This window comes from Terrabacter terrigena (assembly GCF_042676085.1).
Taxonomy (GTDB): domain Bacteria; phylum Actinomycetota; class Actinomycetes; order Actinomycetales; family Dermatophilaceae; genus Terrabacter; species Terrabacter terrigena.
Map to the genome: position 1 here is coordinate 99926 of NZ_JBHTKH010000004.1, position 26383 is coordinate 126308.

Annotated in this window: 24 protein-coding genes and 1 pseudogene; 11 read left to right on the forward strand and 14 right to left on the reverse strand. The window is 72.9% G+C overall.

From position 1 onward, the window contains the following. The first annotated feature begins 92 nt into the window (after positions 1 to 92). Positions 93 to 2654 carry an ATP-dependent chaperone ClpB gene (gene clpB, locus ACFQ2V_RS07990; RefSeq protein WP_386052145.1) on the forward strand — a complete coding sequence of 854 codons (2562 nt, stop codon included), beginning with the start codon at positions 93 to 95 and terminating at the stop codon, positions 2652 to 2654. Here clpB and ACFQ2V_RS07995 read toward each other — a convergent pair. Both ACFQ2V_RS07995 and ACFQ2V_RS08000 read right to left on the reverse strand, forming a co-directional pair. Beyond that, positions 2641 to 3240, reverse strand: a complete 600-nt coding sequence (locus ACFQ2V_RS07995) for an HAD family hydrolase (RefSeq protein ID WP_386052146.1) — start codon at positions 3238 to 3240, stop codon at positions 2641 to 2643. The genes clpB and ACFQ2V_RS07995 overlap by 14 nt on opposite strands. Then, positions 3237 to 3851, reverse strand: a complete 615-nt coding sequence (locus ACFQ2V_RS08000; RefSeq protein WP_386052147.1) for a hypothetical protein — start codon at positions 3849 to 3851, stop codon at positions 3237 to 3239. Before ACFQ2V_RS08000 ends, ACFQ2V_RS07995 begins: the two co-directional genes overlap by 4 nt. 122 nt (positions 3852 to 3973) lie before the next feature. Here ACFQ2V_RS08000 and ACFQ2V_RS08005 point away from each other — a divergent pair, with 122 nt between their 5' ends. Together ACFQ2V_RS08005 and ACFQ2V_RS08010 are read left to right on the forward strand one after the other, a co-directional pair. Beyond that, the gene (locus tag ACFQ2V_RS08005) at positions 3974 to 4684 is read left to right on the forward strand and encodes an LppX_LprAFG lipoprotein (protein WP_386052148.1); all 711 of its coding nucleotides are present in this window, start codon (positions 3974 to 3976) and stop codon (positions 4682 to 4684) included. Between the two features lie 4 nt (positions 4685 to 4688). Then, positions 4689 to 6446, forward strand: coding sequence for an MFS transporter (locus ACFQ2V_RS08010; RefSeq protein WP_386052149.1), 1758 nt, complete (start codon positions 4689 to 4691; stop codon positions 6444 to 6446). Positions 6447 to 6510: 64 nt separating this feature from the next. Here ACFQ2V_RS08010 and ACFQ2V_RS08015 read toward each other — a convergent pair whose 3' ends face one another. Together ACFQ2V_RS08015 and ACFQ2V_RS08020 are read right to left on the reverse strand one after the other, a co-directional pair. Then, positions 6511 to 7401: an alpha/beta fold hydrolase gene (locus ACFQ2V_RS08015; RefSeq protein ID WP_386052150.1), complete on the reverse strand. Its 891-nt coding sequence runs from the start codon at positions 7399 to 7401 to the stop codon at positions 6511 to 6513. Next, positions 7398 to 8198, reverse strand: coding sequence for an exodeoxyribonuclease III (locus ACFQ2V_RS08020; RefSeq protein WP_386052151.1), 801 nt, complete (start codon positions 8196 to 8198; stop codon positions 7398 to 7400). The genes ACFQ2V_RS08015 and ACFQ2V_RS08020 overlap by 4 nt, the downstream gene beginning before the upstream one ends. A gap of 52 nt (positions 8199 to 8250) precedes the next feature. On the opposite strand from ACFQ2V_RS08020, the gene ACFQ2V_RS08025 reads away from it, so the two are divergent. From ACFQ2V_RS08025 to pyrE, 3 genes and pseudogenes are all read left to right on the forward strand, one after another. Continuing rightward, entirely contained in the window at positions 8251 to 9063 is an 813-nt protein-coding gene (locus tag ACFQ2V_RS08025; RefSeq protein ID WP_386052152.1) for an SDR family NAD(P)-dependent oxidoreductase, read from the forward strand. 15 nt (positions 9064 to 9078) lie between these two features. Beyond that, positions 9079 to 10452, forward strand: a pseudogene (locus ACFQ2V_RS08030) (alanine--tRNA ligase-related protein); the annotation flags it as partial. Beyond that, positions 10426 to 11082 (forward strand): orotate phosphoribosyltransferase, encoded by a 657-nt coding sequence (gene pyrE / locus ACFQ2V_RS08035; RefSeq protein ID WP_386052360.1) that lies wholly within the window; start codon positions 10426 to 10428, stop codon positions 11080 to 11082. The pseudogene ACFQ2V_RS08030 and the gene pyrE, both read left to right, overlap by 27 nt. Here pyrE and ACFQ2V_RS08040 read toward each other — a convergent pair. After that, on the reverse strand, positions 11046 to 11702 hold the full coding sequence (locus ACFQ2V_RS08040; protein WP_386052153.1) for a hypothetical protein: 657 nt from the start codon (positions 11700 to 11702) through the stop codon (positions 11046 to 11048). The two genes, pyrE and ACFQ2V_RS08040, sit on opposite strands and share 37 nt — an antisense overlap. Next, positions 11699 to 11992 carry a DUF1905 domain-containing protein gene (locus ACFQ2V_RS08045; protein ID WP_386052154.1) on the reverse strand — a complete coding sequence of 98 codons (294 nt, stop codon included), beginning with the start codon at positions 11990 to 11992 and terminating at the stop codon, positions 11699 to 11701. Before ACFQ2V_RS08045 ends, ACFQ2V_RS08040 begins: the two co-directional genes overlap by 4 nt. A 149-nt stretch (positions 11993 to 12141) precedes the next feature. Here ACFQ2V_RS08045 and ACFQ2V_RS08050 point away from each other — a divergent pair, with 149 nt between their 5' ends. After that, positions 12142 to 12882 (forward strand): LemA family protein, encoded by a 741-nt coding sequence (locus tag ACFQ2V_RS08050; RefSeq protein WP_386052155.1) that lies wholly within the window; start codon positions 12142 to 12144, stop codon positions 12880 to 12882. Between the two features lie 131 nt (positions 12883 to 13013). On the opposite strand, the gene ACFQ2V_RS08055 is transcribed toward ACFQ2V_RS08050, so the two are convergent. Further along, the gene (locus tag ACFQ2V_RS08055) at positions 13014 to 13961 is read right to left on the reverse strand and encodes a TIGR03086 family metal-binding protein (RefSeq protein WP_386052156.1); all 948 of its coding nucleotides are present in this window, start codon (positions 13959 to 13961) and stop codon (positions 13014 to 13016) included. Between the two features lie 74 nt (positions 13962 to 14035). After that, positions 14036 to 14761, reverse strand: coding sequence for a DedA family protein (locus ACFQ2V_RS08060; RefSeq protein WP_386052157.1), 726 nt, complete (start codon positions 14759 to 14761; stop codon positions 14036 to 14038). A 271-nt stretch (positions 14762 to 15032) separates the two neighbouring features. On the opposite strand from ACFQ2V_RS08060, the gene ACFQ2V_RS08065 reads away from it, so the two are divergent. Next, a complete protein-coding gene (locus tag ACFQ2V_RS08065) occupies positions 15033 to 15644 on the forward strand; it encodes a TrmH family RNA methyltransferase (protein WP_386052158.1) in 612 nt (203 codons plus the stop codon). Positions 15645 to 15689: 45 nt separating this feature from the next. Here ACFQ2V_RS08065 and ACFQ2V_RS08070 read toward each other — a convergent pair whose 3' ends face one another. Next, positions 15690 to 16868 carry a citrate/2-methylcitrate synthase gene (locus ACFQ2V_RS08070; RefSeq protein WP_386052159.1) on the reverse strand — a complete coding sequence of 393 codons (1179 nt, stop codon included), beginning with the start codon at positions 16866 to 16868 and terminating at the stop codon, positions 15690 to 15692. A 101-nt stretch (positions 16869 to 16969) separates the two neighbouring features. On the opposite strand from ACFQ2V_RS08070, the gene ACFQ2V_RS08075 reads away from it, so the two are divergent. Next, the gene (locus ACFQ2V_RS08075; RefSeq protein WP_386052160.1) at positions 16970 to 18127 is read left to right on the forward strand and encodes a citrate/2-methylcitrate synthase; all 1158 of its coding nucleotides are present in this window, start codon (positions 16970 to 16972) and stop codon (positions 18125 to 18127) included. Between the two features lie 264 nt (positions 18128 to 18391). On the opposite strand, the gene ACFQ2V_RS08080 is transcribed toward ACFQ2V_RS08075, so the two are convergent. From ACFQ2V_RS08080 to ACFQ2V_RS08095, 4 genes are read right to left on the reverse strand one after another with little or no spacing between them, the layout of a single operon-like run. Next, positions 18392 to 19654 (reverse strand): ABC transporter permease, encoded by a 1263-nt coding sequence (locus ACFQ2V_RS08080; protein WP_386052161.1) that lies wholly within the window; start codon positions 19652 to 19654, stop codon positions 18392 to 18394. Continuing rightward, entirely contained in the window at positions 19651 to 20607 is a 957-nt protein-coding gene (locus ACFQ2V_RS08085; RefSeq protein ID WP_386052361.1) for an ABC transporter ATP-binding protein, read from the reverse strand. Before ACFQ2V_RS08085 ends, ACFQ2V_RS08080 begins: the two co-directional genes overlap by 4 nt. A gap of 39 nt (positions 20608 to 20646) precedes the next feature. Further along, positions 20647 to 21363 (reverse strand): response regulator, encoded by a 717-nt coding sequence (locus ACFQ2V_RS08090; RefSeq protein WP_386052162.1) that lies wholly within the window; start codon positions 21361 to 21363, stop codon positions 20647 to 20649. Beyond that, positions 21360 to 22727, reverse strand: a complete 1368-nt coding sequence (locus ACFQ2V_RS08095) for a sensor histidine kinase (RefSeq protein ID WP_386052163.1) — start codon at positions 22725 to 22727, stop codon at positions 21360 to 21362. Before ACFQ2V_RS08095 ends, ACFQ2V_RS08090 begins: the two co-directional genes overlap by 4 nt. A gap of 81 nt (positions 22728 to 22808) precedes the next feature. Between ACFQ2V_RS08095 and ACFQ2V_RS08100 the strand changes: the two genes are divergently transcribed. Next, entirely contained in the window at positions 22809 to 23936 is a 1128-nt protein-coding gene (locus tag ACFQ2V_RS08100) for a M24 family metallopeptidase (RefSeq protein ID WP_386052164.1), read from the forward strand. Between the two features lie 48 nt (positions 23937 to 23984). Here ACFQ2V_RS08100 and ACFQ2V_RS08105 read toward each other — a convergent pair whose 3' ends face one another. Then, positions 23985 to 25397, reverse strand: coding sequence for an NAD(P)/FAD-dependent oxidoreductase (locus ACFQ2V_RS08105; RefSeq protein WP_386052165.1), 1413 nt, complete (start codon positions 25395 to 25397; stop codon positions 23985 to 23987). Positions 25398 to 25431: 34 nt separating this feature from the next. On the opposite strand from ACFQ2V_RS08105, the gene ACFQ2V_RS08110 reads away from it, so the two are divergent. Then, positions 25432 to 26283, forward strand: a complete 852-nt coding sequence (locus ACFQ2V_RS08110; RefSeq protein WP_386052166.1) for a GNAT family N-acetyltransferase — start codon at positions 25432 to 25434, stop codon at positions 26281 to 26283. Positions 26284 to 26383: the final 100 nt, after the last annotated feature.

A 26383-nucleotide genomic window follows, 5' to 3' on the forward strand; every position in this document is an offset into this window, starting at 1 on the left:
GGCTCGGTGCGCCGTACACGGACTTGAGTGGAATACACTCAACTTGCCACCAGTTGTCTCCAGTGATTCCCATCCCCGCACGAGGAGAACGCATGGACCTTCAGCTGACCAACAAGGCTCAGGAGGCCTTCGCCCAGGCGGCGACCACCGCGACCGGCAAGCACCACCCGAACATCGAGCCGGCCCACCTGCTGCTCGCGTTGGCAGCCCAGAGCGGCACCACCACCCCGGCCCTGCTCACCGCGGGCGGTTCGAGCGTCGGTGACGCGACGACCGCCGCCGAGCGGGCCATGGCGGCGATGCCCCAGGTCACCGGCGGCACCCAGCAGCCGCAGCTCTCGCCAACCGCCGCGCGCGTGCTCCAGCAGGCGCAGCAGTACATGACCGCGATGGGCGACTCCTACGTCTCCACCGACCACCTGCTGCTCGCGCTCGCGCGCACCGGCCAGTTCGGTCTCGACGCCGACGCCGTCGAGAAGGCGATCCCCGAGCTTCGCGGCGGTCGCCCCGTTACGTCCGTCAACCCCGAGGGCACGTTCGAGGCGCTCGCCAAGTACGGCACCGACCTCACGGCCCGGGCGCGCGAGGGCAAGCTCGACCCGGTCATCGGCCGCGACGCCGAGATCCGGCGCGTCGTGCAGGTGCTGAGCCGCCGCACGAAGAACAACCCCGTGCTCATCGGCGAACCCGGCGTGGGCAAGACCGCCGTCGTCGAGGGCCTGGCCCAGCGCATCGTCGAGGGCGATGTCCCCGAGAGCCTGCGGGACAAGACGCTCTACTCCCTCGACCTCGGCTCGATGCTCGCCGGCGCCAAGTACCGCGGTGAGTTCGAGGAGCGCCTCAAGGCGGTGCTCGAGGAGATCCAGGGCAGCGACGGCCAGATCGTGACGTTCATCGACGAGATCCACACGGTCGTCGGCGCGGGCGCCGGCGGCGAGGGCGCCATGGACGCCGGCAACATGCTCAAGCCCATGCTCGCCCGGGGAGAGCTGCGCCTCGTCGGCGCGACGACGCTCGACGAGTACCGCAAGCACATCGAGAAGGACGCCGCGCTCGAGCGCCGCTTCCAGCAGGTCTTCGTCGGCGAGCCGTCCGTCGAGGACACCATCGCCATCCTCCGCGGTCTCAAGGAGCGCTACGAGGCCCACCACAAGGTGACCATCGCCGACTCCGCCCTGGTCGCGGCGGCCTCCCTCAGCGACCGCTTCATCAGCGGCCGTCAGCTGCCCGACAAGGCCATCGACCTCATCGACGAGGCGGCCTCGCGCCTGCGCATGGAGATCGACTCGAGCCCCGTCGAGATCGACGAGCTGCGCCGCGCCGTCGACCGCCTCAAGATGGAGGAGTTCGCGCTCGAGCAGGAGACCGACCCCGCCTCGCGCGAGCGACTCGAGCGCCTGCGCAAGGACCTCGCCGACCGCAGCGAGGAGCTCGCCGCGCTCAACGCGCGGTGGGACGCCGAGAAGTCGGGCCTCAACGCCGTCGGCGACCTCAAGGCCCGCATCGACGACCTGCGCACGCAGGCCGACCGCCTGCAGCGCGAAGGTGACCTCGGCGCCGCCTCCAAGATCCTCTACGGCGACATCCCGACGCTCGAGAAGGAGCTCGCCACCGCCCAGGAGCGCGAGGCCGCGGCCACCGCCTCGGACGAGGCGCCCATGGTCAAGGAGGAGGTCGGCGCCGACGACATCGCCGACGTCATCTCCGCCTGGACCGGCATCCCCGCGGGCCGGCTGCTGGAGGGCGAGTCCGAGAAGCTGCTGCACATGGAGCAGCACATCGGGGCGCGCCTCATCGGCCAGACCGAAGCGGTCCGCGCGGTGTCCGACGCCGTGCGTCGCACGCGGGCCGGCGTGTCCGACCCCGACCGGCCGACGGGCAGCTTCCTCTTCCTCGGGCCCACCGGTGTCGGCAAGACCGAGCTGGCCAAGAGCCTCGCCGACTTCCTCTTCGACGACGAGCGCGCCATGGTGCGCATCGACATGTCGGAATACTCCGAGCGCCACTCGGTCGCGCGCCTCATCGGCGCCCCGCCCGGCTACGTCGGCTACGAGGAGGGCGGCCAGCTCACCGAGGCGGTGCGCCGCCGGCCCTACTCGGTGATCCTGCTCGACGAGGTCGAGAAGGCCCACCCCGAGACCTTCGACATCCTGCTCCAGGTGCTCGACGACGGCCGACTGACGGACGGCCAGGGCCGCACCGTCGACTTCCGCAACGTCATCCTCGTGCTGACGAGCAACCTCGGCTCGCAGTACCTCGTCGACCCGATCCTCTCGCCGGAGGAGAAGCGCAACGAGGTCATGGCGGTCGTGCGCACAGCCTTCAAGCCGGAGTTCCTCAACCGCCTCGACGAGGTCGTCGTCTTCGACGCGCTGTCGCAGGACGACCTCGCGCACATCGTCGACCTGCAGGTGCGAGCCCTCGCCGCACGGCTCGGCGACCGGCGCATCGAACTCGAGGTCACCGACGCGGCCCGGCGCTGGCTCGCCGAGCGCGGCTACGACCCCGCCTACGGCGCGCGGCCCCTGCGCCGGCTCGTCCAGCGCGAGATCGGAGACCGTCTGGCGCGCGGCCTGCTCTCCGGCGAGCTGCGTGACGGCTCCACGGTCACCGTCGGAGTCGACGAGACCGGCCAGGAGCTCACGCTCGGCTGAACACCTCTGCGTCCCAGCCGAACTCGCGTGCCGCCGCCACGTTCTCCGCGCGGTCGTCGGTGAACCAGACCGCGTTCCGGGCCAGCCCGCGCCCGACGTCGGCCTCGATCGCGCGGTGCGCGGCGGCATACGCGAGCGGGTCGGGCTTGCCGACGCCGAAGTCGGCGGTGTTGAGCAACCCGTCGAAGAGCCGTGACAGCCCGAGCAGCTCGAGCTCCGCGGGCACGTTGTCGGTGCCGTTGGTGAACACGTAGGTGCGGTGGCCCGCCGACCGGAGGGTCTCGAGCCGCTCGACGGTCTCGCCGATGGCGGTGCCCCGGTTGGCGCGCCAGCTCTCCATGTGGTCGCGCACCCGGTGGGGCTCGTCGGTGGCGTCCTCGAGGGCCGCGCAGATCGCGGAGAACCAGTCGTCGAACGTCTGTCGACCCGTGATCGTCGGCAGCAGCAGGTCGCTGTGGAACGCGGTCGCCGCCACGTGGCCGCTGGGCAGGCTGAGCGCGGCCTCGATGGCCGCGCTCGGGTCGCCCGGCGCGAAGTCGCGCACGACACCGTCCAGGTCGAAGACGTATGCCGTGTGACCGGTCACGCGGTCGTGTCGCGGTGCGCGCGTCGGTCGTCGGCGCGGTCGTCGGCGCGGTCGTCGGCGCGGTCGTCGGCGCGGTCGTCCTTGCGGTCGTCCCTGCGGTCGTCGTCGGCCCAGGAGGCGGTGCCGTCCGCGACGCTGCCCTCGGCCCGGCCGGTGACGACGTCGGCCCGTGACGGGCTCTCGCGTTCGCGCCACTCGGCCTCGCGGCGGGAGAGCTCGGCCTCGCGCGTGTCGAGACCCTCGTGCCGTGCGGCGAGCTCGCTCTCACGGCGGCGCAGGTCGTCGTCGCGCAGGCCGGCCTCCTCGATGCGCCGCTGGTGCTCGAGGCGTGCGGTCTCGGCGCTCTCCTCGACCTCGTTGATCCGCGCCGATGTGCGGTCTTCCCGGCGCGCACGCACACGGCGGCGGGCGGACGCGGACAGCAGGGCCCAGCCGAGGGCGAAGAGCAGCACCGCGACGGCGCCGTAGAGCACGAGCTCGAACGGTGAGGCGTCGCGCGAGAACCCGAACGCCGTGACCGTGACGGGACCGGCTGCGCCACGGGTCGCCAGATAGGCGACGACGCCGGCTCCGGCGCCGGCCAGCAGCAGGATGACTCCGAGCAGGGCCATGGGTGGTGCTCCTTCGTCAAGGGGCGGGGTTGTCCCGCCGTGAACGTCCCCCGACAGTAGCCATACCCACATTCGCCCGTCGGTCCGAGAGCGGGTGCGTGCGCTCGGTTAGCCTGACCTCCATGCGCACCACCACGCGAAAGCTCGCCGCCGCCGTCCTCTCGGCGCTGTGCGCCGTCACGGTAGCGTCCTGCTCGAGCGACGGCGAGCCGGCTCCCGGGCAGACCCAGCTCTCACCGGCGCAGCGGCTCGCGGCGGCCAAGGCCAAGGTCGACGCCGCGACGTCCGTCCACCTCAGGCTCGACAGCGCGAACGTGCCGCAGGGGGCGAGCGGCGTCGTCTCGGCCGACGGCTGGGGCAAGCACCCGCCGGCATTCAAGGGCACGTTCAAGGTGACGCTCAAGGGCGTGCAGGCCGACGCCGAGATCACCTCCGTCGACGGCAAGGTCTACGCGAAGCTGCCGCTCATCCCCGGCACCAACGAGATCGACCCGAAGCAGTTCGGCCTTCCCGACCCCGCGGTGCTCTTCTCTCCCGACAAGGGACTGACCACCCTGCTCACCGCGACCACGTCCCCCGCCGCCGGTGGGCAGGTGCGCCAGGGCCCGGAGGTGCTGACCACGATCAAGGGCTCCGTGCCGGGCAAGGCCGTCACCGACCTGTTCATGGTCGGCGACAGCAACGGGTCGTTCACGGCGACCTACGGCCTCACCGACGCCCAGGAGCTGCGCCAGGTCGCCATCGCCGGCCCGTTCTTCGGCGCGGGGTCGGCGTCGACCTACACCCTCACGCTCGACCAGTACGGCCAGCCCGTCACGATCACCAAGCCCTGACGCGGTGACGCAGCCCGTCGGCACCCACCGGCTCGCCCTCCTCACGGCGGCGTCCGCGGCCGTGGCCCTCGCGGCGGCCGACACCTACGTCGTGGTGCTGGCGCTGACCGACATGATGGCCGGGGTGGGCATCGGCATCGACGCCCTCCAACGCGCCACCCCGATCATCTCCGGCTTCCTGCTGGGCTACATCGCGGTGCTGCCGCTCATCGGACGGCTCTCCGACCTGCTCGACCGCCGCCGCATCCTGCTCGGCTGCCTCCTCGTCTTCGTCGTCGGATCCGCGGTGACGGCGCTCGCGGTCGAGATGCCGGTCCTGGTGACGGGCCGGGTGCTGCAGGGCGTCGGCGGTGGTGGCCTCGTGCCCGCCACGCTCGCCCTGGTGGCCGACCTGTGGCCGCCCGACCGTCGCGGCACTCCGCTCGGTGTCGTCGGGGCGGTCCAGGAGCTCGGCTCGGTGCTCGGGCCGGTGATCGGCGCGATCGTGCTCGCGTGGTCGGGCTGGCGGGCGATCTTCTGGCTCAACGTCGTCGCCGCGCTCATCCTGTATGCCGTCATCCGCCTCCTCGGGTCGCGGGACCCCTCCCACAGGCGGTCACCCGGTTCGGGGACGACTGCAGGGTCGGGTCCGGGAAGGCGCGGAGGCGGCCTCGACCGTGTCCGCACGCGCGTGGCCTCCGTGCTCGCGGTGCTCGGCACCGGCGTGACCGGGCTGGCGCTCGCCGCCCCCGGGTCTCTCGTCACCGACGTCACGCTCGGGGCGCCCTTCGTGCCGTTCGCGGGCCAGTCGCGGCTGTCGACCCCGATCGGAGCCACCGGTCTCGGCCTGCTCGTCGTCGTGGCCGTGCTCACCGCGCCGCGGTGGTGGGCCGTGCTGCGCCGTGCCGACCTCTTCGGGGCCCTGCTCGTGGCCGTCGCCCTCGGCAGCCTGGTGCTGACGTTCGCGTCCTCCGACCCCGAGAAGGAGGTCGTCGGTCCGCTCGGCTACACCCTGCTGCCGGTGGGGGCGCTCGCCCTCGTCGTCCTCGCGTGGTGGCACCGCACGGCCGCCGCCCCCATCGTGCCGCGGGGCGTCGTCGGCGGCCGGGGTCTGCGCTCCCTCGGGGTCAGCCTCCTCGTCGGTGCGGCCCTCGTGGCCGTCGTCGTGGACGTGCCGTTGCTGGCCCGGCTCACCGACAGCTACGACGAGACGGGTGCCGCCCTCGTGCTCGTCCGGTTCCTGCTCGCCGTGCCGGTCGGCGCGCTCCTCGGCGGCTGGTCGCTGCGCCGGCTCGGCGACGGGTCCGCCTCCGGTGCGGGGCTCCTGCTCGCCGGCGCCGGCCTGCTCGCCATGTCGCGGTGGACGCTCGACTCGGTCGGTGACACCGTGCCGGCCACCGTGGTCCTCGTCGTCGTGGGCCTCGGCATGGGACTGGCCCTCGCGCCGGTCAACAACGCGGCGCTGGCCGACTCACCGTCCGACGCGCACGGTGTGGCGAGCTCGCTCGTCGTCGTGGCCCGCATGGTCGGCATGGTCGTCGGGCTAGCCCTGCTCACCTCGATCGGTCTCAGTCGCTACTACGACGCGGTGCGGCGGCTGCCCGATCCGCTCGACACCGATGCCCTCATCGGCGCGGGCGTCGTCCAGGTCCAGACGGTCTTCCTCGGTGGCGCCGTCGCGGCCCTCGCCGGAGCCGCCCTCGCCGTCACCCTCGGGGTGCGCCGGCGGGAGCAGCGCGAGGTGCCGCACGACGCCGACAGCCCCCGCTTCGTCGGCCTCTGAACCCGGACGTCCGCGCGGATCCTGCTCCTGGGCGAGATCTGGCGCGCGTCTCTGCGCGTCGGGGTCAGGCCGTCGCGCGCCGGGCCTCGAGGTCGGCGAGCAGCTCGCGCACCTCGTCGGCGACCACGTCGGTCGCCTCCCACGGGAGCATGTGACCGGCCGTGGGCAGCTCGGTGAAGGTCGCGTGGGGCAGCGCCACGCGCAGGGCTCGGGCCCGCCCGACCGGCATGAGGGGGTCCAGCCGGCCCGCGACGATCCCCACCCGGACCTTTTCGAGCGCCGCGAAGCCGGCCCGCTGGTCGGTCACGAGCAGAGCCCCGTAGAACGCGCCGAAGGTCGTGGGCTTCGTCGAGGCGACCTGGGCGCGCGCGGTCTCGACCGCTGCCGGGTCGGCGTGCTCGCCGAAGAGGTTGCCGACGAGGGCCCGGATGCGGCCGTTCCCGCCCGGCGGCAGCGGCATCCCGCGGGCGGCGAGCCGCATGACGGCCGCCTCTCCGACCCGATCGCCGAGGGCGACACCCGACGAGGCCGTCCCGACGAGGAGGGCGGCGCGTACGCGGGAGCCGAACAGGTCGGGACGCTGCTCGGCCAGGGCCATGACCGTCATGCCGCCCATCGAGTGCCCGGCGAGCACGACGGGCGACGCCGCCGGCACGACGGCCCGGAGCACGACGTCGAGGTCGCGGCCGGTGTGCTCGACCGAGACCGACGCGATCTCGGAACGGCGCAGCCCGATCGTGGAGCGCCCGTGCCCGCGCTGGTCCCAGGCCACGACGCGCACCGGCTGGTCGGCGAGCGCGTCGACGACCGGCAGCCAGCTCTCGTGGTTGACGGCCCAGCCGTGCGCGAGCACGAGCGTCGGCGAGTCGGGAGCCAGGTCCGGGTGGGCCCAGGTGTGGACCGAGAGCACGGCGCCGTCCGGGGTGACGATGCCGCGGAGGTCGTGACGCCTCACGCGGTGTCCCCCTCGACCTCGAAGACGACGGGCGCGTGGTCGGAGGCGCCCTTGCCCTTGCGCTCCTCGCGGTCGATCGCGGCACCGACCACCCGGCGGGCGAGCGCGGGGGAGCAGAGGGCGAAGTCGATGCGCATGCCCTGGCGCTTCTGGAACCGCAGCTGCGTGTAGTCCCAGTACGTGAAGGTGCCGGGCTCGTCGGTGTGCGGACGCACCACGTCGGTGAAACCCGCGTCGACGACGGCCTGGAACGCCGCCCGCTCCCGCGGTGAGGTGTGGGTGCGACCCTCGTAGTAGGGCACGCTCCACACGTCGGCGTCGGTGGGGGCGATGTTCCAGTCGCCGAGCAGGGCGACCTGCGCCTCGGGGTCGTCGGCGAGCCAGCCGCGAGCGGCTGCGGCGAGGGCGTCCAGCCAGCCGAGCTTGTAGTCGAGGTGGGGGTCGTCGAGCGCGCGGCCGTTCGGGACGTAGAGCGACCACACGCGTACGCCGGCGCAGAGGGCGCCGATCGCGCGCGCCTCGGCTGCCACGGGCTCACCCCACCCCGGCATCCCGTCGAAGCCGACCCGGACGTCGTCGATGCCGACACGGGAGGCGATGGCGACGCCGTTCCACTGGCTCAGGCCGTGGTGGGCCACCTGGTAGCCGAGGGCCTCGAACCGGTCGAACGGGAACTGGTCCTCGCGGGCCTTGGTCTCCTGGATCGCGAGAACGTCGACGTCGGTGCGCTCGAGCCAGGCGGCGACGCGGTCGATGCGGGAGCGGATGGAGTTGACGTTCCAGGTGGCGATTCGCACAGTCGGCCACCATAGACGGCGCCGCCGACCGGATGTGCCTAGGGTGAGGCGCATGCCTCTGGACCCGGCGACGCCAGCCCGCACGCGACCCACGGCCCTCGTGACGGGGGCCAGCGCCGGTATCGGGCGCGAGTTCGCCCGCCAGCTGGCCGCCCGTCGGCACGACCTGGTGCTCGTCGCCCGTGACGTGGCCAGGCTCGAGGAGCTCGCCGGCGAGCTGCGCCGCGACCACGGCGTCGACGTCGAGGTGCTCGCCGCCGACCTGTCCGACCGCGACGCACTGCAGCGGGTGGCCGACCGTCTCGCCGACCCGAGCCGGCCCGTCGACCTGCTCGTGAACAACGCGGGCTACGGGCTCAAGGGGCGCTTCCTGCGCAACCCGGTCGCCGTCGAGGAGGCGGCGTTCGACGTGCTCACCCGTGCCGTGCTCGTGCTCTCGCACGCAGGCGCGACGGGCATGGTCGAGCGTGGGCACGGCGCGGTCGTCAACGTCTCGTCGGTCGCAGGCTACGTCGCGTCGGGCACCTACTCGGCCGCGAAGTCCTGGGTGACGGTCTTCACGGAGGGACTGTCCACGGAGCTGGCCGGCACCGGCGTCACGGCCACCGCGCTCTGTCCCGGCTTCACGAACACCGAGTTCCAGCAGCGCGCCGGCATCGCCAAGCCGGGGCCCGGGTTCATCTGGCTCGACGCGCCGGACCTCGTGAGCACGTGCCTCGCCGACGTGGCGAAGGGCCGCGTCGTCTCGGTCCCCGGCTGGCAGTACAAGACGGCGGTCGGGCTGCTGAAGGTGCTGCCGCGCCCCCTGCTCCGTCGCGGCCTGCGCCCGCAGGGGCCCGGCGGGCGCGCACGCCGGCGCCGCTGAGCCGGGCTGCGTGCGATGGACGCCGACGAGATCCGCCGGGCCTTCCTCGAGCTCATGGCCGAGGCCGGCCACGTCGTGCTCCCGCGCGCGACCCTCGTGCCGCGCGACGACCCGACGACGCTGTTCATCGGCAGCGGGATGCAACCGCTCCTGCCCTACCTCCTGGGCGCCGACCACCCTGCCGGCACGCGGCTCGCCGACAGCCAGACCTGCCTGCGCGTGCAGGACATCGAGGAGGTCGGAGACAACCGGCACACGACGTTCTTCGAGATGCTCGGCAACTGGAGCCTGGGCGACTACTTCAAGGACGAGCAGATCCCGCAGTTCTGGCGCTTCCTCACCGAGCGGGTCGGCCTCGACCCCAGCCGGCTCTACGTCTCGTGCTTCATCGGCGACGCGGCGAACGGCATACCCAAGGACGACGAGTCGGCGACGACCTGGGCCGGCCTCTTCGCCGAGGCAGGGCTGACGGCCGGGCGGGTCGAGGTCGACACGGAGGAGCAGGCAGCCAGGGTCGGCATCGGCGACGCTCGGATCGCCTTCTACGGCAAGAAGAACTGGTGGTGCCGTGAGGGTGGTCCCGAGGACATGCCGGTCGGCGAGCCTGGCGGCCCCGACACCGAGGTCTTCTATCTCTTCCCCGACGTCGAGCACGACCCGGCCTACGGCGTGCACTGCCACCACAACTGCGACTGCGGCCGCTTCATCGAGCTCGGCAACTCGGTCTTCATGGAGTACGTCCGCACCGATTCGGGCTTCGCACCGCTGCCGCGACGCAACGTCGACTACGGCGGCGGCCTGTCGCGCATCGCCGCGGCCGCGGCCGACACGAGCGACATCTTCCGCATCAGCCTGCTCCGGCCCCTGGTCGAGCGGCTCGAGGAGGTGTCGGGGAGGGCGTACGCCGACGAGACCATCGCGATGCGGGTCATCGCCGACCACCTCTGTGGCGCGACCTTCCTCGCCGTCGACGGCGTGCGCCCAGCCAACAAGGCGCACGGCTACGTGCTGAGGCGGCTCGTGCGCCGCGCCGTGCGCTTTGCTCTCGACCTGGGTCTCGAGGACGACCTCGCGGTGCTGCTCGTCCCGACCGTCGCGGCCGTCTACGAGCGGGCCTACCCCGAGGTGGCCGAGCGTGTCGACGACGTCGTCGCCGTCCTGTCGCGCGAGGAGCGCGCCTTCCGCCGGACCCTGCGCCGCGGCATGAGCCACCTCGAGACCCACCGCCACTCGGGGGTGACCGGGGCCGACCTCTTCGTGCTGCACGACACCTACGGGTTCCCGGTCGAGCTCTCGACCGAGGAGGCGCGCCGCAGGGGCATCGCCGTCAGCGACACCTGGCGTGCGGAGTTCGAGGCCCGGATGGCGGCGCAGCGGGAACGCTGGCAGCGCGGCCGCCCCCGGACGCCGGTCCGGCCGACGAGCCCCCCCACTAGCATCGTGGGCGTGACCGCCACGAACACGACCGACGTCGCCGCTGCCCGTGCCCGCCTGCTCGAGATCATCAAGGACAAGGCGATCGTCCACGGACGCGTCACCCTCAGCTCCGGCAAGGAGGCCGACTACTACGTCGACCTGCGCCGGATCTCCCTCGACGCCGAGGCCGCGCCGCTCGTCGGCGTCGTCATGCGCGACTTGACGAAGGACCTCACGTATGCCGCCGTCGGTGGCCTGACGCTCGGGGCCGACCCCGTCGCGACGTCGATGCTGCACGCGGCGGCCGCCGCGGGTGAGCGTCTCGACGCGTTCGTCGTGCGCAAGGCCGGCAAGGCCCACGGCCTGCAGCAGCGCATCGAGGGCCCGTCGATCAAGGGGCGGCAGGTTCTCGTCGTCGAGGACACGACCACCACCGGCGCCTCGCCGCTCGCGGCGGTCGAGGCGGCCCGCGAGGACGGCGCCGAGGTCGTCGCGGTGGCGACGATCGCCGACCGCGCCACGGGCGCCGGAGAGAAGATCACCGCCGAGGCCGGCGTGGAGTACCGCTACGCCTTCTCGCTCGAGGAGCTCGGGCTGGCGTAGCCGCCCCGCAGTACCGCGAGGCTCGACGGGGGAGTGACGACGGACGCCGTACCGGAGGTGGGGCGGGGCAGCGTGGTGGCGGCATAGGTGTTGTCGGGCTGCCACACGCGCAGCGTGTCGCCCATCACCAGCGCGGGCCCGGCCCCGACCACGACGAAGGCGCCGTCGGGAAGACCGCCCCACGCGTACGCGTGCAGCCGGCGGGTGCGCGTCGCCGGCTCCCAGCGCTCGTCGTGGAGCAGCCGGTCGAGGTCGGCTGCCGAGAGGTGCGCACGACCGTGCGCCGCCGCGACGAGGTCGCGGAAGCGCGTGTAGTCGGCGCGACGGCACTCGGCGCACGGCCGGTGTCCCGCGGCGAGAGCGAGCGGCTCGTCGAGGAGGAAGAGCGGCGTGTAGTGGTGCGGGTGCCACTGAGCCGCACGTCGACCGCGGAACTCGAGCACGCACGTGATCCACGCCCGACCGACGTGGTGCCTGCGGACGTCGCGGGTGCCCGCACCGTCGTGCAGCCGGCCGCGGTTGCCCATGAGAGTGCCTCGTCCGGAGGCGGCCACGACCTCGCCGAGGGGCGTGACCCGGTTGCGCGCGGGGCCTGCCCGGGCCGCCCCGCCTCCGGTCACTCGAGCACCTCGAGGACGACGTCGGCAGGGTCGCCCTCGTCGAGGCCCTCGGCGCGACGAACCGCCTTCTTGACGGGCAAGACGTAGGCCCCCCTGGTCGAGTCGGGGAAGACGGACGTGGTCCACGTCGTGCCGCCGACCGTCGCGCGCACGCGCACCGAGCCGAAGCCGCGTGGTGGCCGCGGCACCTCACGGATGCTGGCCGAGGCGTCGTCGCCGACGGTGACGAAGAACCAGCCGGACTGCGCCTCCCACCGCCACAGGTCGGCCGTGAACCGCAGCGTCGTCATGCGAACACGCTACGGCGGGCCGCCGACACTGACTGGCCGGAACCGCACGACAGCCACCGGCGTCGCACCCGCGGGCCCGTCCGACCACGCTGCGCGAGCACCCGCCCGCACTAGGATCGGCACACTGACCGCCACTCACGGGAGAACCCATGATCATCGTCTGGATCCTGCTCGGCCTCGTCGTGCTGCTCGCCGTCGTGGGCGTCGTCATGTACAACGGCCTCATCGGCCTGCGCAACAAGGTCGAGGAGGGCTGGCGCCAGATCGACGTCGAGCTGAAGCGCCGCCACGACCTCATCCCCAACCTCGTCGAGACCGTCAAGGGCTACGCCGCCCACGAGCGCGGCACCCTCGAGGAGGTCATGCAGGCCCGGTCCGCCGCGATGTCCGGCGCGTCGACGCCCGCCGCCGCGGCCCAGGCCGAGGGCCAGCTGAGCCAGGCGCTCGGTCGCCTCATGGCCGTCGCCGAGGCCTACCCCGACCTGAAGGCCAACCAGAACTTCCTCGCCCTGCAGTCCGAGCTGACGAGCACCGAGGACCGCATCGCCAGCTCGCGCCGCTACTACAACGCCCTCGTGCGCCAGCTCAACACGAAGGTCGAGTCGGTGCCGTCCAACCTCGTGGCGAACATGGCCGGCGTGAAGCGGGCCGAGTACTTCGAGACCCCCGCCACCGAGGCCGTCGTGCCGAGCATCTCCTTCGGTGACAACGCCCCCGGCGGCGCGCCCGCCGTGTCTCCCTCGACCCAGCCCGGCGCGGTGGGCGGCCCGTCAACAGCCCCCGGCGCCGCACCGGGTGCCCTGCCGCAGGCGCAGGCCCCGGGCGCCGGCCAGCCCGACCCGACCTCCGACGCGAGCGTGCCGCACCCGCCGACCACGTCCGACAGCTGACCGCGGCTCGGGCGGGTTCGGGCGCGTCGGGACGCCCGTCCGGCAGGGGCTTCGCCTGAGCTCTTGACGTGTGAGCTCTTGACGTGTGAGCCCTTGACGTGTGAGCCCTTGACGTAGGAGAGCTTGACGTGTCAGCCCTTGACGTAGGAGAGCTTCTCGCAGACCTTCCCGTCACGCAGGCGCATGGCGTCGACGCCGCGTACGTGCCCGGGGTCGTCGCCGCCCCAGTCGAACCGCCAGCGCAGCACCGCACGGTTGCCCGTCACGAACGACTCCTCGGCGGTGAAGCGCGGGTCGGGCGTGCTGCCGAAGAGCTGCTCCCAGACGGCACGCACGGCGGCGGCACCCTCGTGCCGCTGCCCGTCGGGCGCCGGACCCGTCGCCTCGAAGACGCAGTCGTCGGTCATGCAGGCCATGATCGCGTCGACGTCACCACGGCCGAACGCCGCGTTGAACCGGGCGAAACCCGCGTGGTTCGGACCCCACCCGGCATCCCGGCCGAAGCGGGCGAGCAGGTCTGCCTGCGGGTCGCCGGTCAGCTCGCCACGTGCGGCGACCGCCCCGCCCGAGCGGTACGCCTCCTCGGTGGCGTCGAACCAGGCTGCGACCGACGCGACGAGCTCGGGGTCGAGGGTGCGGTCGCGCCCGGTCGCCACGGCGAGGTCCCAGCCGTGCACGAGGTGGTCTGCGAGCAGCTGACGCACGTACTCGTCCATCGACTCCTCGCCGTAGGACAGCTGGACGGTGCCGTGGGTGTGGAGCGTCTCGTCGACGATCCCCTGGGCCTCCGTCGCCGCCGAGGCCGCCGTCACGCGTGGCTCCTCGCCGAGGAGGTCGCCGTCGAGCCGGCTGCCGACGTCGGCGATGGTGTGGCCCCGCATGAGGGGCGAGGTCCAGAGGTCCTCTCCGACGACGTGGTTGACGAGGTCGCGCACGGTCCACTCGCTGCAGGGGGTCGGGAGGTCCCACTGGTCCTCCGCGACGACCGACACCTGTCGCGCCCACCACTGCACGCTCCGGTGGTACATCCCGCCGAGGTCGGTCGCGGGAGTCCGCGAGCCCACGGTCTCCGTGTCCATGACGCCTCCGTCCGCCCAGCACCTTCGAACACAGTGTCCCCCGGTGTCGGGAGGGCGTCCGGGCTTCGGCGGAATCAGGCCCGGCGGTCGGAGCCCGGGGTGCGGTCGGCCAGGTCGCCAGCGGCCTCGCCCGCCTCGGCCGCCATCGCCTTCGCCTGCCGGCGGTGCTTGACGACCTCGAAGACCATCGGCAGCACCGAGACGGCGACGATGAGCAGGATCGCGATCTCGAGCTTGTCGGAGATCCACGGGAAGGCCTGGCCGAGGAAGTAGCCGAGCAGGGTGAGCCCGGCGGCCCACAGGACGGCGCCGACCGCGCTCCACGTGAAGAACCGACGGCGCTCCATGCGGCTCACGCCCGCCACCACGGTGATGAAGGTGCGCACGATCGGCACGAACCGGCCGATGACGAGGGCCTTGTTGCCGTGCTGGTCGAAGAAATCGGTGGTCTGGTCGAAGTACTTCTTCTTGAGGACGCGTCCGTCACGTTCGTAGAGCGGGGTGCCGATGGCGCGCCCGATCTCGTAGCCCGCGACGTTGCCGATGAACGCGGCCCCGCACAGCGCGAGGATCGCGACGCCGAGGTTGACGTGCACCTGGCCCGTGGCGACGAACAGGCCCACCGCGAAGAGCAGCGAGTCGCCCGGCAGGATCGGGAAGAGCAGCCCGCACTCGATGAAGACGATGGCGATGGCGATCCAGAAGAACGCGCCGCCGTACTGATCGAGCAGGTAGGCGGGGTCCATCCACTTGGGGCCGAGGGCCGGGACGGCGGCCGGCAGGGCGGCGAGAGCGTGCATGCGTCACAGGGTATGCCGTGTGCCCGGCCCCGCCTGAACCGTGGCTGTGCCGCGCCTGTGGGTCTCGGGCGGGTCTCGAAGCCGTATCGATGGCGTGACCTGCCTTCCGTCCACCGCCGGCGCGGGCCGACGATGGCCGTGGGAGCGCAGGAGGAGGGCCGCACCGGCCCGCCGCGACGACGGGGTCGCGTCGCGGGTGGCGCCGTCCTCCTCCTGACCCGCCCTTCGTAGACTCGGCTGGTCCCGTCGCCCCGTCTCCGGAGGAGCCGTCATGCACGAGGTCGGTGTGGGCCCCTGGGTCGGGCCATGGCCCGAGGGCGACCACTGGGACCCCGAGCTGCTCGAGCACGGCGACCGGCGCAACGTCGTGGACGCCTACCGGTACTGGCGCCACGAGGCCGTCGTCGCCGACCTCGACACGAAGCGGCACTCGTTCCACGTCGCCGTCGAGAACTGGGGCCACGACTTCAACATCGGGTCGGTCATCCGCACCGCCAACGCGATGGGCGCGGCTGCCTTCCACATCGTCGGCCGGAGGCGGTGGAACCGGCGCGGCGCCATGGTCACCGACCGCTACCAGCACGAGCACCACCACGCGGACGCCGCGGCGCTCGCGGCGTACGCCCGGGAGCGGGGCCTCGCCCTGCTCGGCGTGGACAACCTGCCCGGCTCGGTGCCGATCGAGACCTACGACCTGCCGCGTGGCTGCGTGCTCGTCTTCGGGCAGGAGGGTCCGGGCCTCTCGGAGCCGATGCGGGCCGAGTGCGAGGCGGTGCTGCACATCGAGCAGTTCGGGTCGACGCGCTCGATCAACGCCGGTGCAGCCGCAGCCGTGGCGATGCACGCCTGGGTGCGGCGGCACGTCTTCGACCAGCACGTGTAGCCGCCGAGTCGCCCACCCTGCGAGTCGATCACCCCTGCGAGTCGATCAGCCCTGCGGGTCGCGGCCTCGCCAGCGCAACGGCTCCTCGGCGTACTCCTCGACGGCATGGGCCGCCACGCCGACCGAGCGCGCCATCTGGAAGACGACCTCGCCCGACTCGGCGGGCAGGTGCAACGCGTGCAGCACGGCGGCGCTCGCCAGGTCGATGTTCGGCAGCTGTCCGGTGCGCTCGGCGACGACGGCGGCCACCGCCTCGACCCGGCGACGCAGCCTGGTGGTGCCCCGCCGTCGCCAGAGGGCCTCCAGCACGACGTCGGCGCGGGGGTCGCCGTCGGGGTAGAGGAAGTGGCCGAAGCCCGGCACGCCGCCGTGCTGCCGCAGGGACCGGGCGACGAGGCCCGCGGGGTCGGCTCCCTCCGCGAGCAGCGCGTGGGCGGCCACCGGCGCAGCGCCGTGCAGCGGCCCGGCCATCGCGGCGTAGGCGGCCGAGAGGCAGTCGTGCAGACCTGCGCGGGTCGACGCCGCCACCCGGGCCGCGACGGTGGACGCGGTGAGGCCGTGGTCCAGCAGCGCGACCAGCAGGACGCGCAGCGCTGCGACGTCGGCAGGAGTGGTCGGCGACCCGCCGAGGGCCTCGAGCGCGAGCGGGGCGAGGTCGGTCGACGACTCGGGCGGGGCCGGGCGCCCGGCCACGAGTGCCACTGCGGCGCGCACGGTCGACAGCGCCGAACGGCATACGCGCTCGGGGTCGGTGTCCGAGGCGAAGGGGTCTGCTGCCGCGAGCAGCTGCACGGCGACCGGCATGCGTCGTTCCAGCGGCAGCACGGACAGGTCGACGGCAGATGGGGTCTTCATGTGCGGGATCGCTTGTGTGACGGGCGAACCGATCACGATCCGCGCCGCCTCGTCGAACGAGCCGAGCGCGACGACGTCGGCGAGCGACGTGCCGCGGTAGAGGAGGTCGCCGTCCACCTGGCTGCTGACCGCCGTCGCGATGCTGCGGAAGCGCAGCACGGGCGGCGGGCCCCCGGGCGACCTCGTCGACGACGCCATGGTGTCGATCTGGGCGCGGTCGAACAGGCTCTCCTGCTGGCCGGGCCGCCGCTCGCTGCGGAGCACGCCGCGACTCACGTACGCGTAGAGCGTCGCCCGCTTGACGCCGAGCCGCTGTGCGGCCTCGGTGGTCGTGATCCACGGACCCGAGGGGTCGGCTGTCGGCGTCACGTGGCCTCCGGGTTGATCGGGTCAACGGGTTGATGTGATCAACATTGACGACGTTGATCAACGTGTTTGACAGTGACGAGTGAACCCGAGAGGAGCACGCCATGTCCACCACCACCGACTTCATCACCGTCCCCAGGGGACTCGCCAGGGTCGTCGTCACCGACACCGAGCTCGGCGACGTGCGCGGCGAGGAGGGTTTCTTCCACTACCGCCAGTACTCGGCGGTCGAGCTCGCCGGACAGGTCGGCGTCGAGGCCGCCTGGCACCTGCTCTTCCACGGGCACCTGCCGTCGGACGACGAGCTCGCCACCTTCACGGCCGAGATCGGTCGCCTGCGCGTGCTGCCGCCTGCCCTCGCCGACCTGCTGCCCGCCATCTGTGCCACGACCGGCGACTCGCTCCAGGTGCTGCGCACGGCGCTCTCCGCGTGGGGTGGCGTGGCCGGGCTGCGCACCCTCTACGACAGCGGGGAGGACGAGAGGACGGCGGCCGCGATGGCGGCTGCATCGGTCACCCCGACCATCCTCGCCGCCGCCCACCGCCTGCACCACGGGCTCGAACCGGTCCCCGCCGACCCGACGCTCGGGCACACCGAGGACTACCTGCGGATGGTGAGCGGCGAACGGCCCTCCACGCGCGACGTCCGGGCGGTCGAGCAGTACCTCGTCGCGACGATGGACCACGGCTTCAACGCCTCGACCTTCACGGCCCGCGTCATCGCGAGCACCGGAGCCGACCTCGCGGCCTGCCTCGTCGGTGCCATCGGGTCCTTCTCGGGCCCGAAGCACGGCGGTGCCCCGAGCCGCGCCCTCGAGGCGCTCGATGAGATCGGCACCCTCGACCGCGCCGACGCGTGGGTGCGCCGACAGGTCGAGGCGGGCGGCCGCATCATGGGTTTCGGTCACGCCGTCTACCGCACCCGCGACCCGCGCTCCGAGATGCTCAAGGCGATTGCCCGTGGCTGGCAGGACCCGCTCGTCGACCTCGCCCTCGGGGTCGAGGACGCCGTGGAGGCGACGCTCGCCGAGCTCAAGCCCGGTCGCGAGCTGCACGCGAACGTCGAGTTCTACGCCGGCGTGGTGATGAAGCTCGCCGGCCTCGACCCGTCGATGTTCACGCCGACCTTCTGCGTGGCGCGCGTCGTCGGCTGGACAGCCAACGTGCTGGAGCAGAGTCGCGACCCGAAGATCATCCGGCCGGCCGCACGGTACGTCGGTCCGCCGCCGCCCCAGCCGGTGCCCGTGCGCGCGGCGGGTTGAGCCGGACATGAGCAGGCCCCGACGCATCCGGCGGCCGGGGCCCGCTCGTCGCGAACGGAGGGAGCATCCGCCGCGACGTCCTTCATGACCCAGCACTCACCGGGCCCCTTCACGCTAGGCCCATCCGGGCACCCTCGCTGCGTTTCTCGGTCAGGACTCGACAGGGAACGGTCTGGACTGGGTCGGCACGTCGTAAGGAGCGAACATGCGGTCGGACAATCCTGGCATTCGGTGCATTTCGGCCCGACGCCACGTGTGCTGGTGTCAGTCCGGTGACCTCAGGGCCTGCTTCCACGACACCCGCCCGCGCGTCTGCAGCAGCGAGCGGCGGTAGATCCGCTCGCTCAGCACGATCGTCGCCACCGAGAACCCGGCCATGACCACGAGGGCCAGCGGCGGCTCCCACCAGGCGGCGTCACCGGCCAGGATGCGCCCCGGCATGGAGACCACCGACGCGACCGGGACGAACGAGGCGACCTTGAGCGCGGTGCCGCCGAGACCGAAGCTCAGCACGTAGACGAGCATCAGGATCGTGGTCATCGGGGCGGTCGTCGACTGCAGGTCCTCGGTGCGCGAGGCGAGGGCGCCGGCGACGGCGAAGAGGCACGCGAGGGCGAAGAACCCGACGGCGAAGAAGAGGACGAACCAGACGACCGCCGCCCCGAGGGTCGGCAGCAGCTTCGCCATGTCGGTGAACGACACCGCGACGAGGCCGACCCCGGCGAAGAGGAGCACCTGTCCGAGAGCGATCACCGAGTTGCCGACGATCTTGCCGGCCAGCAGGGCGCGCAGCGGGATGGCGGTCACGAGGATCTCGACGAGCCGCGACTGCTTCTCCTCGACGACGCTCGCCGCGATCTGCTGGCCGAACATCATCGCCGCCATGAAGAAGAGCAGGGCGAACGCGAAGGTGGCGCCCTTGACGAACCCGCCCGTGCCCTGCTGCCCGTCGAACTGGGTGGTGGCGAGCGTCGACCCGCGCTCGAGGGCGGCGACGGTCGTGCCGGCCGCGGCGGCGTTGGTCGTGAGTGCCGCGGTGCGGACCGCGGTCTCGAGAGGGCCCACGAGGTCGTTGTCGGGATCGTCCGTCGACGTGAGAGTCCAGCCGCCGGAAGGGTTCTCGTGCAACCAGGCATCGGCGTCGCCGGCCTCGACCAGTGCCCTGGCCGCTGCCTCGCCACCCACGGTGCGCGACTGGATGACGACCTTGTCGTCGTCGGCGCGGGCGGTCGTGGCCGCCTGGCCGACGAGCCGGGTCGCCTCGCTGTCGGCGACGGCGACGGTCCACGTCGTCGTGCGGCCCGACTGCCACACCGAGAACGCGCCGTAGCCGGCGATGAACACGAGCGTCACCAGGGTCGAGACGAGGAAGGCACGGTTGGTCAGCCGCACGACGATCTCGCGGAGCGCGACGATGAGCCAGGGGCGCTCGGTGCGGCCGACCCCGAGGGCCTCGCCTGGCCCGGGCCCTTCGGTGGTGGGGGCCGCGGGCGGGTCGGACGGGGAGCGGTGCGCCGTGGTGGTCATGCCGTCACCTCACGGTAGATCTGGGCCAGGCTGGGCCGCTGGGGGGAGAACTCGTGCACGTCGCCGCGGCGCAGCGCCTCCTCCAGCAGGCGGTGCTCGGCCGCCGGCTCGACGACCTCGAGCAGGGCGGTGTGGCCCTCGACGTCGACCGCGTGCACGCCGGTCACGCCGCGCACCCAGCCCGCGTCGCCCGAAAGGACGAGCCGGTGACGCAGCACCGAGCTGCTGCGCAGGTCGTCAGGGGTGCCGGAGGCGACGACGCGGCCGCGAGCCAGCACGACGAGGCGTTCGCAGAGCCGCTCGACGAGGTCGAGCTGGTGCGAGGAGAAGAGCACCGGCACGCCGCGGGCGGTGTGCTCCCGCAGGAGGTCGGCCATGCTGTCGACGGCGGCGGGGTCCAGGCCGCTGAACGGCTCGTCGAGCACGAGCGCCGTGGGCCGGCCCATGAGGGCGGCGATGATCTGGACGCGCTGCTGGTTGCCCAGCGAGAGCTTCTCGACGTGGTCGCGGGCCCGGTCGGCGAGCCCGAGACGCTCGAGGTGGGCGGTGACCGACTGCCGTGCGACCCCCGCACCCAGGCCGCGCAGCCGGCCGAGGTAGACGAGCTGGTCGAGCACGGGCTGCTTGGGGTAGAGCCCACGCTCCTCGGGCATGTAGCCGAACGAGCGCCGGTCGAGCGCGGTGATCGGTCGCCCGTCCCAGAGCACGTCGCCGCCGGACGCCGAGAGCACCCCCATGACCATGCGCATCGTCGTGGTCTTGCCCGCGCCGTTGCCGCCGACGAAGCCGGTGAGCAGGCCGGCCCCGACCGTGAAGCTGACGTCGTCGACGGCACGCACCTCCCCGAAGGTCCGCGTCAGGTGACGCACCTCGATGTCCGCCGTTGCAACGTCCGCTCTCGCGGATCTCGTTGCCGTGACTCGTTCCCCGTGGTCCTGCTGCTCGCGCCGCATCATGACGGCAACGCTAGCCACGGGCCGGTCGCGGCTGGATCAGCCGGGCGGCTGATCCGCTGGCTCCCCCGGGAGGATGAGCCCGGCCTCGTACGCCAGCACGACGGCCTGCACCCGGTCGCGCAGGTGGAGCTTGCTGAAGACGTTCGACAGGTGTGTCTTGACGGTGGCCTCGCCGACGAAGAGGCGGGCGGCGATCTCGGCGTTGGACAGGCCACGACCGACCAGGCCGAGCACCTCGAGCTCGCGCGGCGTCAGGGACTCGAGCCGGTCGCCCGGCCGGCGCCCACGACCGACGGGGCTGCCTGCCGGGGAGGCGCCGGGGTGCACCGTCTCGACCCCCGTGGTCATCCGCGCGATGACGCGACGGGTCACCTCGGGTGCGAGCAGCGCGTGCCCGTCGGCGACCGCGCGCACCGCCTCGACGAGGTGCTCCGCGTCGGCGTTCTTCAGCAGGAAGCCGCTGGCGCCGGCCGACAGCCCGGCGTAGACGTAGTCGTCGCGGTCGAACGTCGTGAGGATGACGACCTTGGCGAGGTCGTCGGCGACGATGCTGCGGGTTGCCTCGATGCCGTCCATCACCGGCATCTGGACGTCCATGAGCACGATGTCGGGCCTCAGCTGCCGCGTGAGCCGCACCGCCTCCGCGCCGTCGCTCGCCTCGCCGACGACCTCGAGGTCGGGCTCGACCGAGAGGATGAGGGCGAAGCCCGAACGGACGAGCTTCTGGTCGTCGACGAGCAGGATGCGGGTCACGACGGCTCCTCGGGCAGCGGCATGCGGACGCGGACACGGTAGCCACCGGTCACGCGCGGCCCGATCTCGCTGACGCCACCGTGGGTCGCGAGGCGCTCGCGCACGCCGAGCAGCCCGAGGCCCGTGCCCGACGTGCCCGACCTCGGGCTGCCCGCGTCGAGCACCTCGACCTCGGCGTAGCCGTGGGCGAAGCCGGGCTCGCCGCGACGGTCGACGCGCACGAAAACCGTTGCGGCAGAGGCGGTCGAGTGTCGGCGTACGTTGGACAGCGCCTCCTGGACGGTGCGGTAGAGCGAGAGCCCGACCGGGTCGGGCACCGTCGCGACGGCGCCGGGCGAGTCCTCGACGACGCGGCACTCGATGTCGAGCCCCGCGGCTGCAGACTGCTCTGCGAGTGCGGCCACGTCGGACAGCCGTGGCTCGGGAGCGCGGGCACTCCCAGCGACCTCGTCGTCGCCGGATCGCAGCGTGCCGAGCAGCCCGCGCATCTGCGTCACCGCGTCTCGTGATGATGTCTCGACCGAACGCAGCGCCCCCTCGGCCGCGTCGGGGTCGCGACGCAGGACCCGGCGGGCGGCCGCGGCCTGGATGCCGATGACCGAGACGTGGTGGGCGACGACGTCGTGCAGCTCGCGTGCGATGCGCAGACGCTCCTCGACGACGGCCCGGCGTTGCAGCTCGTCCGCCTGTGCGGTGATGGTGCGGGCCTGCTCGGCGACGCGGTCGCGCTGCAGGGCCGAGCGCCAGGCGAACTGGCCGCCGACGATGGCGCCTCCGAAGTAGACCGAGTTGAGCACGGCCGCGTAGACGACGTACGCGGCGAGCGGCGAGAACAGGCCCTGGCGGGGGAGCGGCTTGCCGTTGTCGGTGAGGAGCCCCTCGACGCCGGATCCGACCGCGAACTGCCAGACGAGCCACACCGTCATCGCGACGACGACCCCGGTGACGACGACCAGCATCGCCCGCCGGTCTCGTGCCCAGGCGACCCCGGTGAAGAGGGCGAGGAAGTAGACGACCTGCATCGAGAACGACATGGCCACGGCCGTGAGGGTGAGCCCGACGACGAGGAAGTGGAGCGAGCAGACGGCGGCGACGACGAGCGGGTGGCTGCGGCGCCACACGAGGGGCAGGGTCCCGGCGACCACCGCGAGGTGAGGGAGGAAGACCGGGCCAGGGGGGTCGCCGAGGCTGTCGAGGCTACGGAGTACCTCGATGCCGAGCAGTCCCGAGAGCATCAGCGCGAGGGCCACGGCCGTGTCGGTGCGACGGGTGCGCTCGGGGTCGGCAGGCACGCGCTCCCAGTCGGAGTCGACGCCGAACCACGCCGTCACCCGGGAGCGGAGTCTGCTCCAGCGGCCGTCCATGCGCACAGCCTAGGCAGCCGGTCGGCGTCGCCGGCTCCGCCTCGCGGGGGAGCACCGTGGGCCGGGCGGTAGCGTCGACCCATGGCCGTCAGCACCTCCACCCTGGACCTCACGACGATGCGGTCCCGGCTCGACCGGCTGCGCGCGGAGGCCTCCCGAGCGGGCGTCGCCGCGCTCGTCGTCGCCCCCGGCTCCGACCTGCGCTACCTCACGGGCATCGGCGGGTCGTCGTTCGAGCGGCTCACCGCCCTCGTCGTGCCCACCGACGAGGCCGCGGCGCCCGTCTTCGTGTCGCCCGCCCTCGAGTACGCCGGTCTCGGCCACGTGCCGCTCGAAGACCTCGGCGTCGAGGTGCGCACCTGGGTCGACGGCGAGGACCCGTACGCCCTCGCGCTCGGTGGCGTGCCCTCGGGTCGGGTCGCCGTCAGCGACCTGCTGCCGGCGCTGCACCTGCTGCGCCTGCGCGATGCCGGTGCGGCCGACCAGCAGCTCGCCGGCCCCGTCCTGCGCGAGCTGCGGATGCGCAAGGACGACGCCGAGCTGGCCGAGCTGCGCTCCGCGGGCGCTGCCATCGACCGGGTGCACGCCCGCGTCGGCGAGTGGCTGCGCGCTGGTCGCACCGAGGCCGAGGTGGCCGCCGACATCGCGGCCGCGATCGTCGAGGAGGGCCACGCCCTCGCGGAGTTCGTCATCGTCGGCTCGGGGCCGAACGGCGCGAGCCCGCACCACTCCGTCAGCGACCGGGTCATCGAGCGGGGCGACCTCGTCGTCGTCGACATCGGCGGCCCGCTCCCGTCGGGCTACAACTCCGACAGCACCCGGACGTATGCCGTCGACGCACCACGCGAGCCCGACGTGGCGTCCGCCTACGCGGCGTTGCGGGCGGCCCAGCAGGCGGCCGTCGCCGCCGTGCGCCCCGGTGCGACGTGCCAGGACGTCGACCGGGCCGCTCGGGCAGTGCTCGCCGACGCCGGACTTGCCGAGCACTTCATCCATCGCACCGGGCACGGCATCGGGCTCGACGTCCACGAAGAGCCCTACGTCGTCGAGGGCAACGACCTGCCGCTCGAGCCGGGGATGACCTTCAGCATCGAGCCCGGCGTCTACCTGTCGGCACGCTGGGGCGCGCGCATCGAGGACATCGTGGCCGTCACCGACGACGGCGTCGAGCGGTTCAACGCCCGCCCCACCGACCTCGTCGTCCAGTAGCCGATCCGGAGTCGATCCGGAGTCGATCCGGAGTCGATTCAGAGTCGCTCAGGAGTCGAAGCCGACGCCCAGCCGGTCCAGCGCCTTCAGCCAGAGGTTGCGCCGGCCGGTGCGGTCCTCGGAAGCCAGCGCCGAGCGCGTGGCCCGCACGGCGGCATACCGGATCGGCTCCGGCGGGAACGGCACCGGCTTGCGGCGCACCATGGCGAGGCGGGTCAGCTCCGTGTCCTGGCCGTCGACGAGGTCGAGTGCGACCGCCGCACCGAAACGGGTCGAGGCAACGCCGAGGCCGGTGTACCCGACGGCGTACGCGATGCGGCCACCGAGCGCCGTGCCGAAGACGGGCGTGAAGCGGGACGTCGTGTCGATGACACCTGCCCAGCGGTGCGTGAACCGGATGCCCTCGAGCTGCGGGAAGATGTCGAGGAAGTGGTCGGCGAGCAGGCCGTGAGACGCGTCCGACTGCTCGAGCGCGGGGTCGATCCGGCCGGGGAAGTGGTAGCTCGCGTCGTAGCCGCCGAAGAGCACCCGGTCGTCGAGCGTCCTTCTGTAGTAGTGGAACTGGTTGCCGGCGTCGGTCAGTCCCTCGCGCCCCTCCCAGCCGATGGCAGCCAGCTGCGCCGGCGTGAGCGGCTCCGTCATGAGCACGTGGTCGTAGACCGGCAGCACCCAGGCGCTGAACCGGCGCAGCACGCCCTGCGAGGCGTTCGTGCCGAGGACGACGCGTCGCGCATGGATCGACCCGCTGTCGAGGCGGACCCGGACCCCGGGGCCTTCTGGGTCGAATCCCGTGGCGCGCGTGTGCTCGTGGAGGCGCACCCCGAGTGACTCGGCTGCGCGAGCCAGCTCCCAGACGAGGCGGGCGGGGTCGACGAGCGCGACGTCGGGGTCGTACATGCCGCCCAGGTAGCGGGGAGAGTGCACGCGCGCGCGGGCCTGCGCTGCGTCGAGCAGCTCGACCGGCAGCCCGTGCGCGCGGTGCAGCTCGTAGGACTCGCGGACCGACGGCACCTGGTGGTCGGTGAGCGCCAGCGTGAGCTCGCCGGGCACGTGGAGGTCGGCGTCGACGGCATACGCCGACAGGCTTCGTTCGATGGCCGCGAAGTTCTCTGCCGCGAGACGGTCGAGCGTGGCCATCTCGTCGGGCCAGCAGGCCACGCCCTGGGCCAGGCCGTGCGTCAGCGACGGCGCCATGAACCCGCCGTTGCGGCCGGACGCTCCGTCGCCGAGGCGCCCGCCCTCGACGACGACCACGTCACGCGACGGGTCGGCCTCCTTGGCCTGGATCGCGGTCCACAGGCCCGTGAAACCGCCTCCGACGACGAGCAGGTCGGTGCGCGGGGCCGCCCCCGTCAGCGCGGGGCGCGGGTCGGGCCGCTCCGGCCGGTCGGTCCAGAACGGCGCCGGCCGCGCGTCGGCGAGGGCCGCTGCAGCGCGCGGCGAGAGCGTGGAAACAGGCATGACGAGACGGATTCGACCATGCTTGGGTGGTCGTGTGAACCCCTCTTCGTTCCAGAGCGATCGGCCGGACAGTCCTGATGCCGACGTCGACCTCACGCCCGACGACCTGCTGCGGGTCTTCCACGACCAGACCCGCGGCCCGATCCCGGTGGGCTCTGCCGAGCGGCCGGTCGAGCTCGACGGGCTCGTGCGCAGGCAGTACGACCTCGACCCGGCAGGCCACTTCGCGATGGTCGAGAGTCCCGACGGTCTGGGCGACGACCCCGACGCCGTCATCGCCCGGGTGCGTGACTTCTTCGCCGAGCGCGGACAGCGCGTCGAGTGGAAGACCTACGACTACGACGAGCCCGCGGACCTCGGTGAGCTCCTCGTCGCCGCAGGTTTCGTGCGCGAGGACGACGAGGCGCTCGTCCTCGGCGAGGCCGCGCCGCTCGCCGCCCAGACCATCGACCTGCCCGACGGCGTCGTCGTGCGGGCCGCCGACGGCTTCGACGACTTCGTGAGGATGCGCACCATGTCCGAGACGGTGTGGGGCGGGCAGCACGCCTGGGTCACCGAGTCCCTCTACCCCGACTGGGTGGCGAGGCCCGGTTCGATGGACGTCGTCGTCGTCGAGGAGTCGCGCGAGGGGCCGGTGCTGTGCGCGGCGCGGGGCGAGTACGACGCGAGCGGCTTCACGGGGCTCTGGGGTGGCTCCACCCTGCCGGAGTGGCGCGGGCGCGGCCTCTACCGCGCCACCCTGCTCCACCGGGCGAGGCTGGGGCTCGACCGGGGCAAGGAGTTCGTGCGGGTCGACGCCTCACCCGACAGCGAGCCCATCCTGCGGCGGCTCGGGCTGCACCGCGTCGCGACGACGACGCCCTACGTCTTCGACCCCGCAGCCTGACACCGTGCCAGACTCCTGAGGTGACGCGGGGACGCGGGTGACGGTGGTGGCGCGGGCAGGTCGGACAGCTCGGACAGCGCGGCGCGCTCGGACAGCGCGG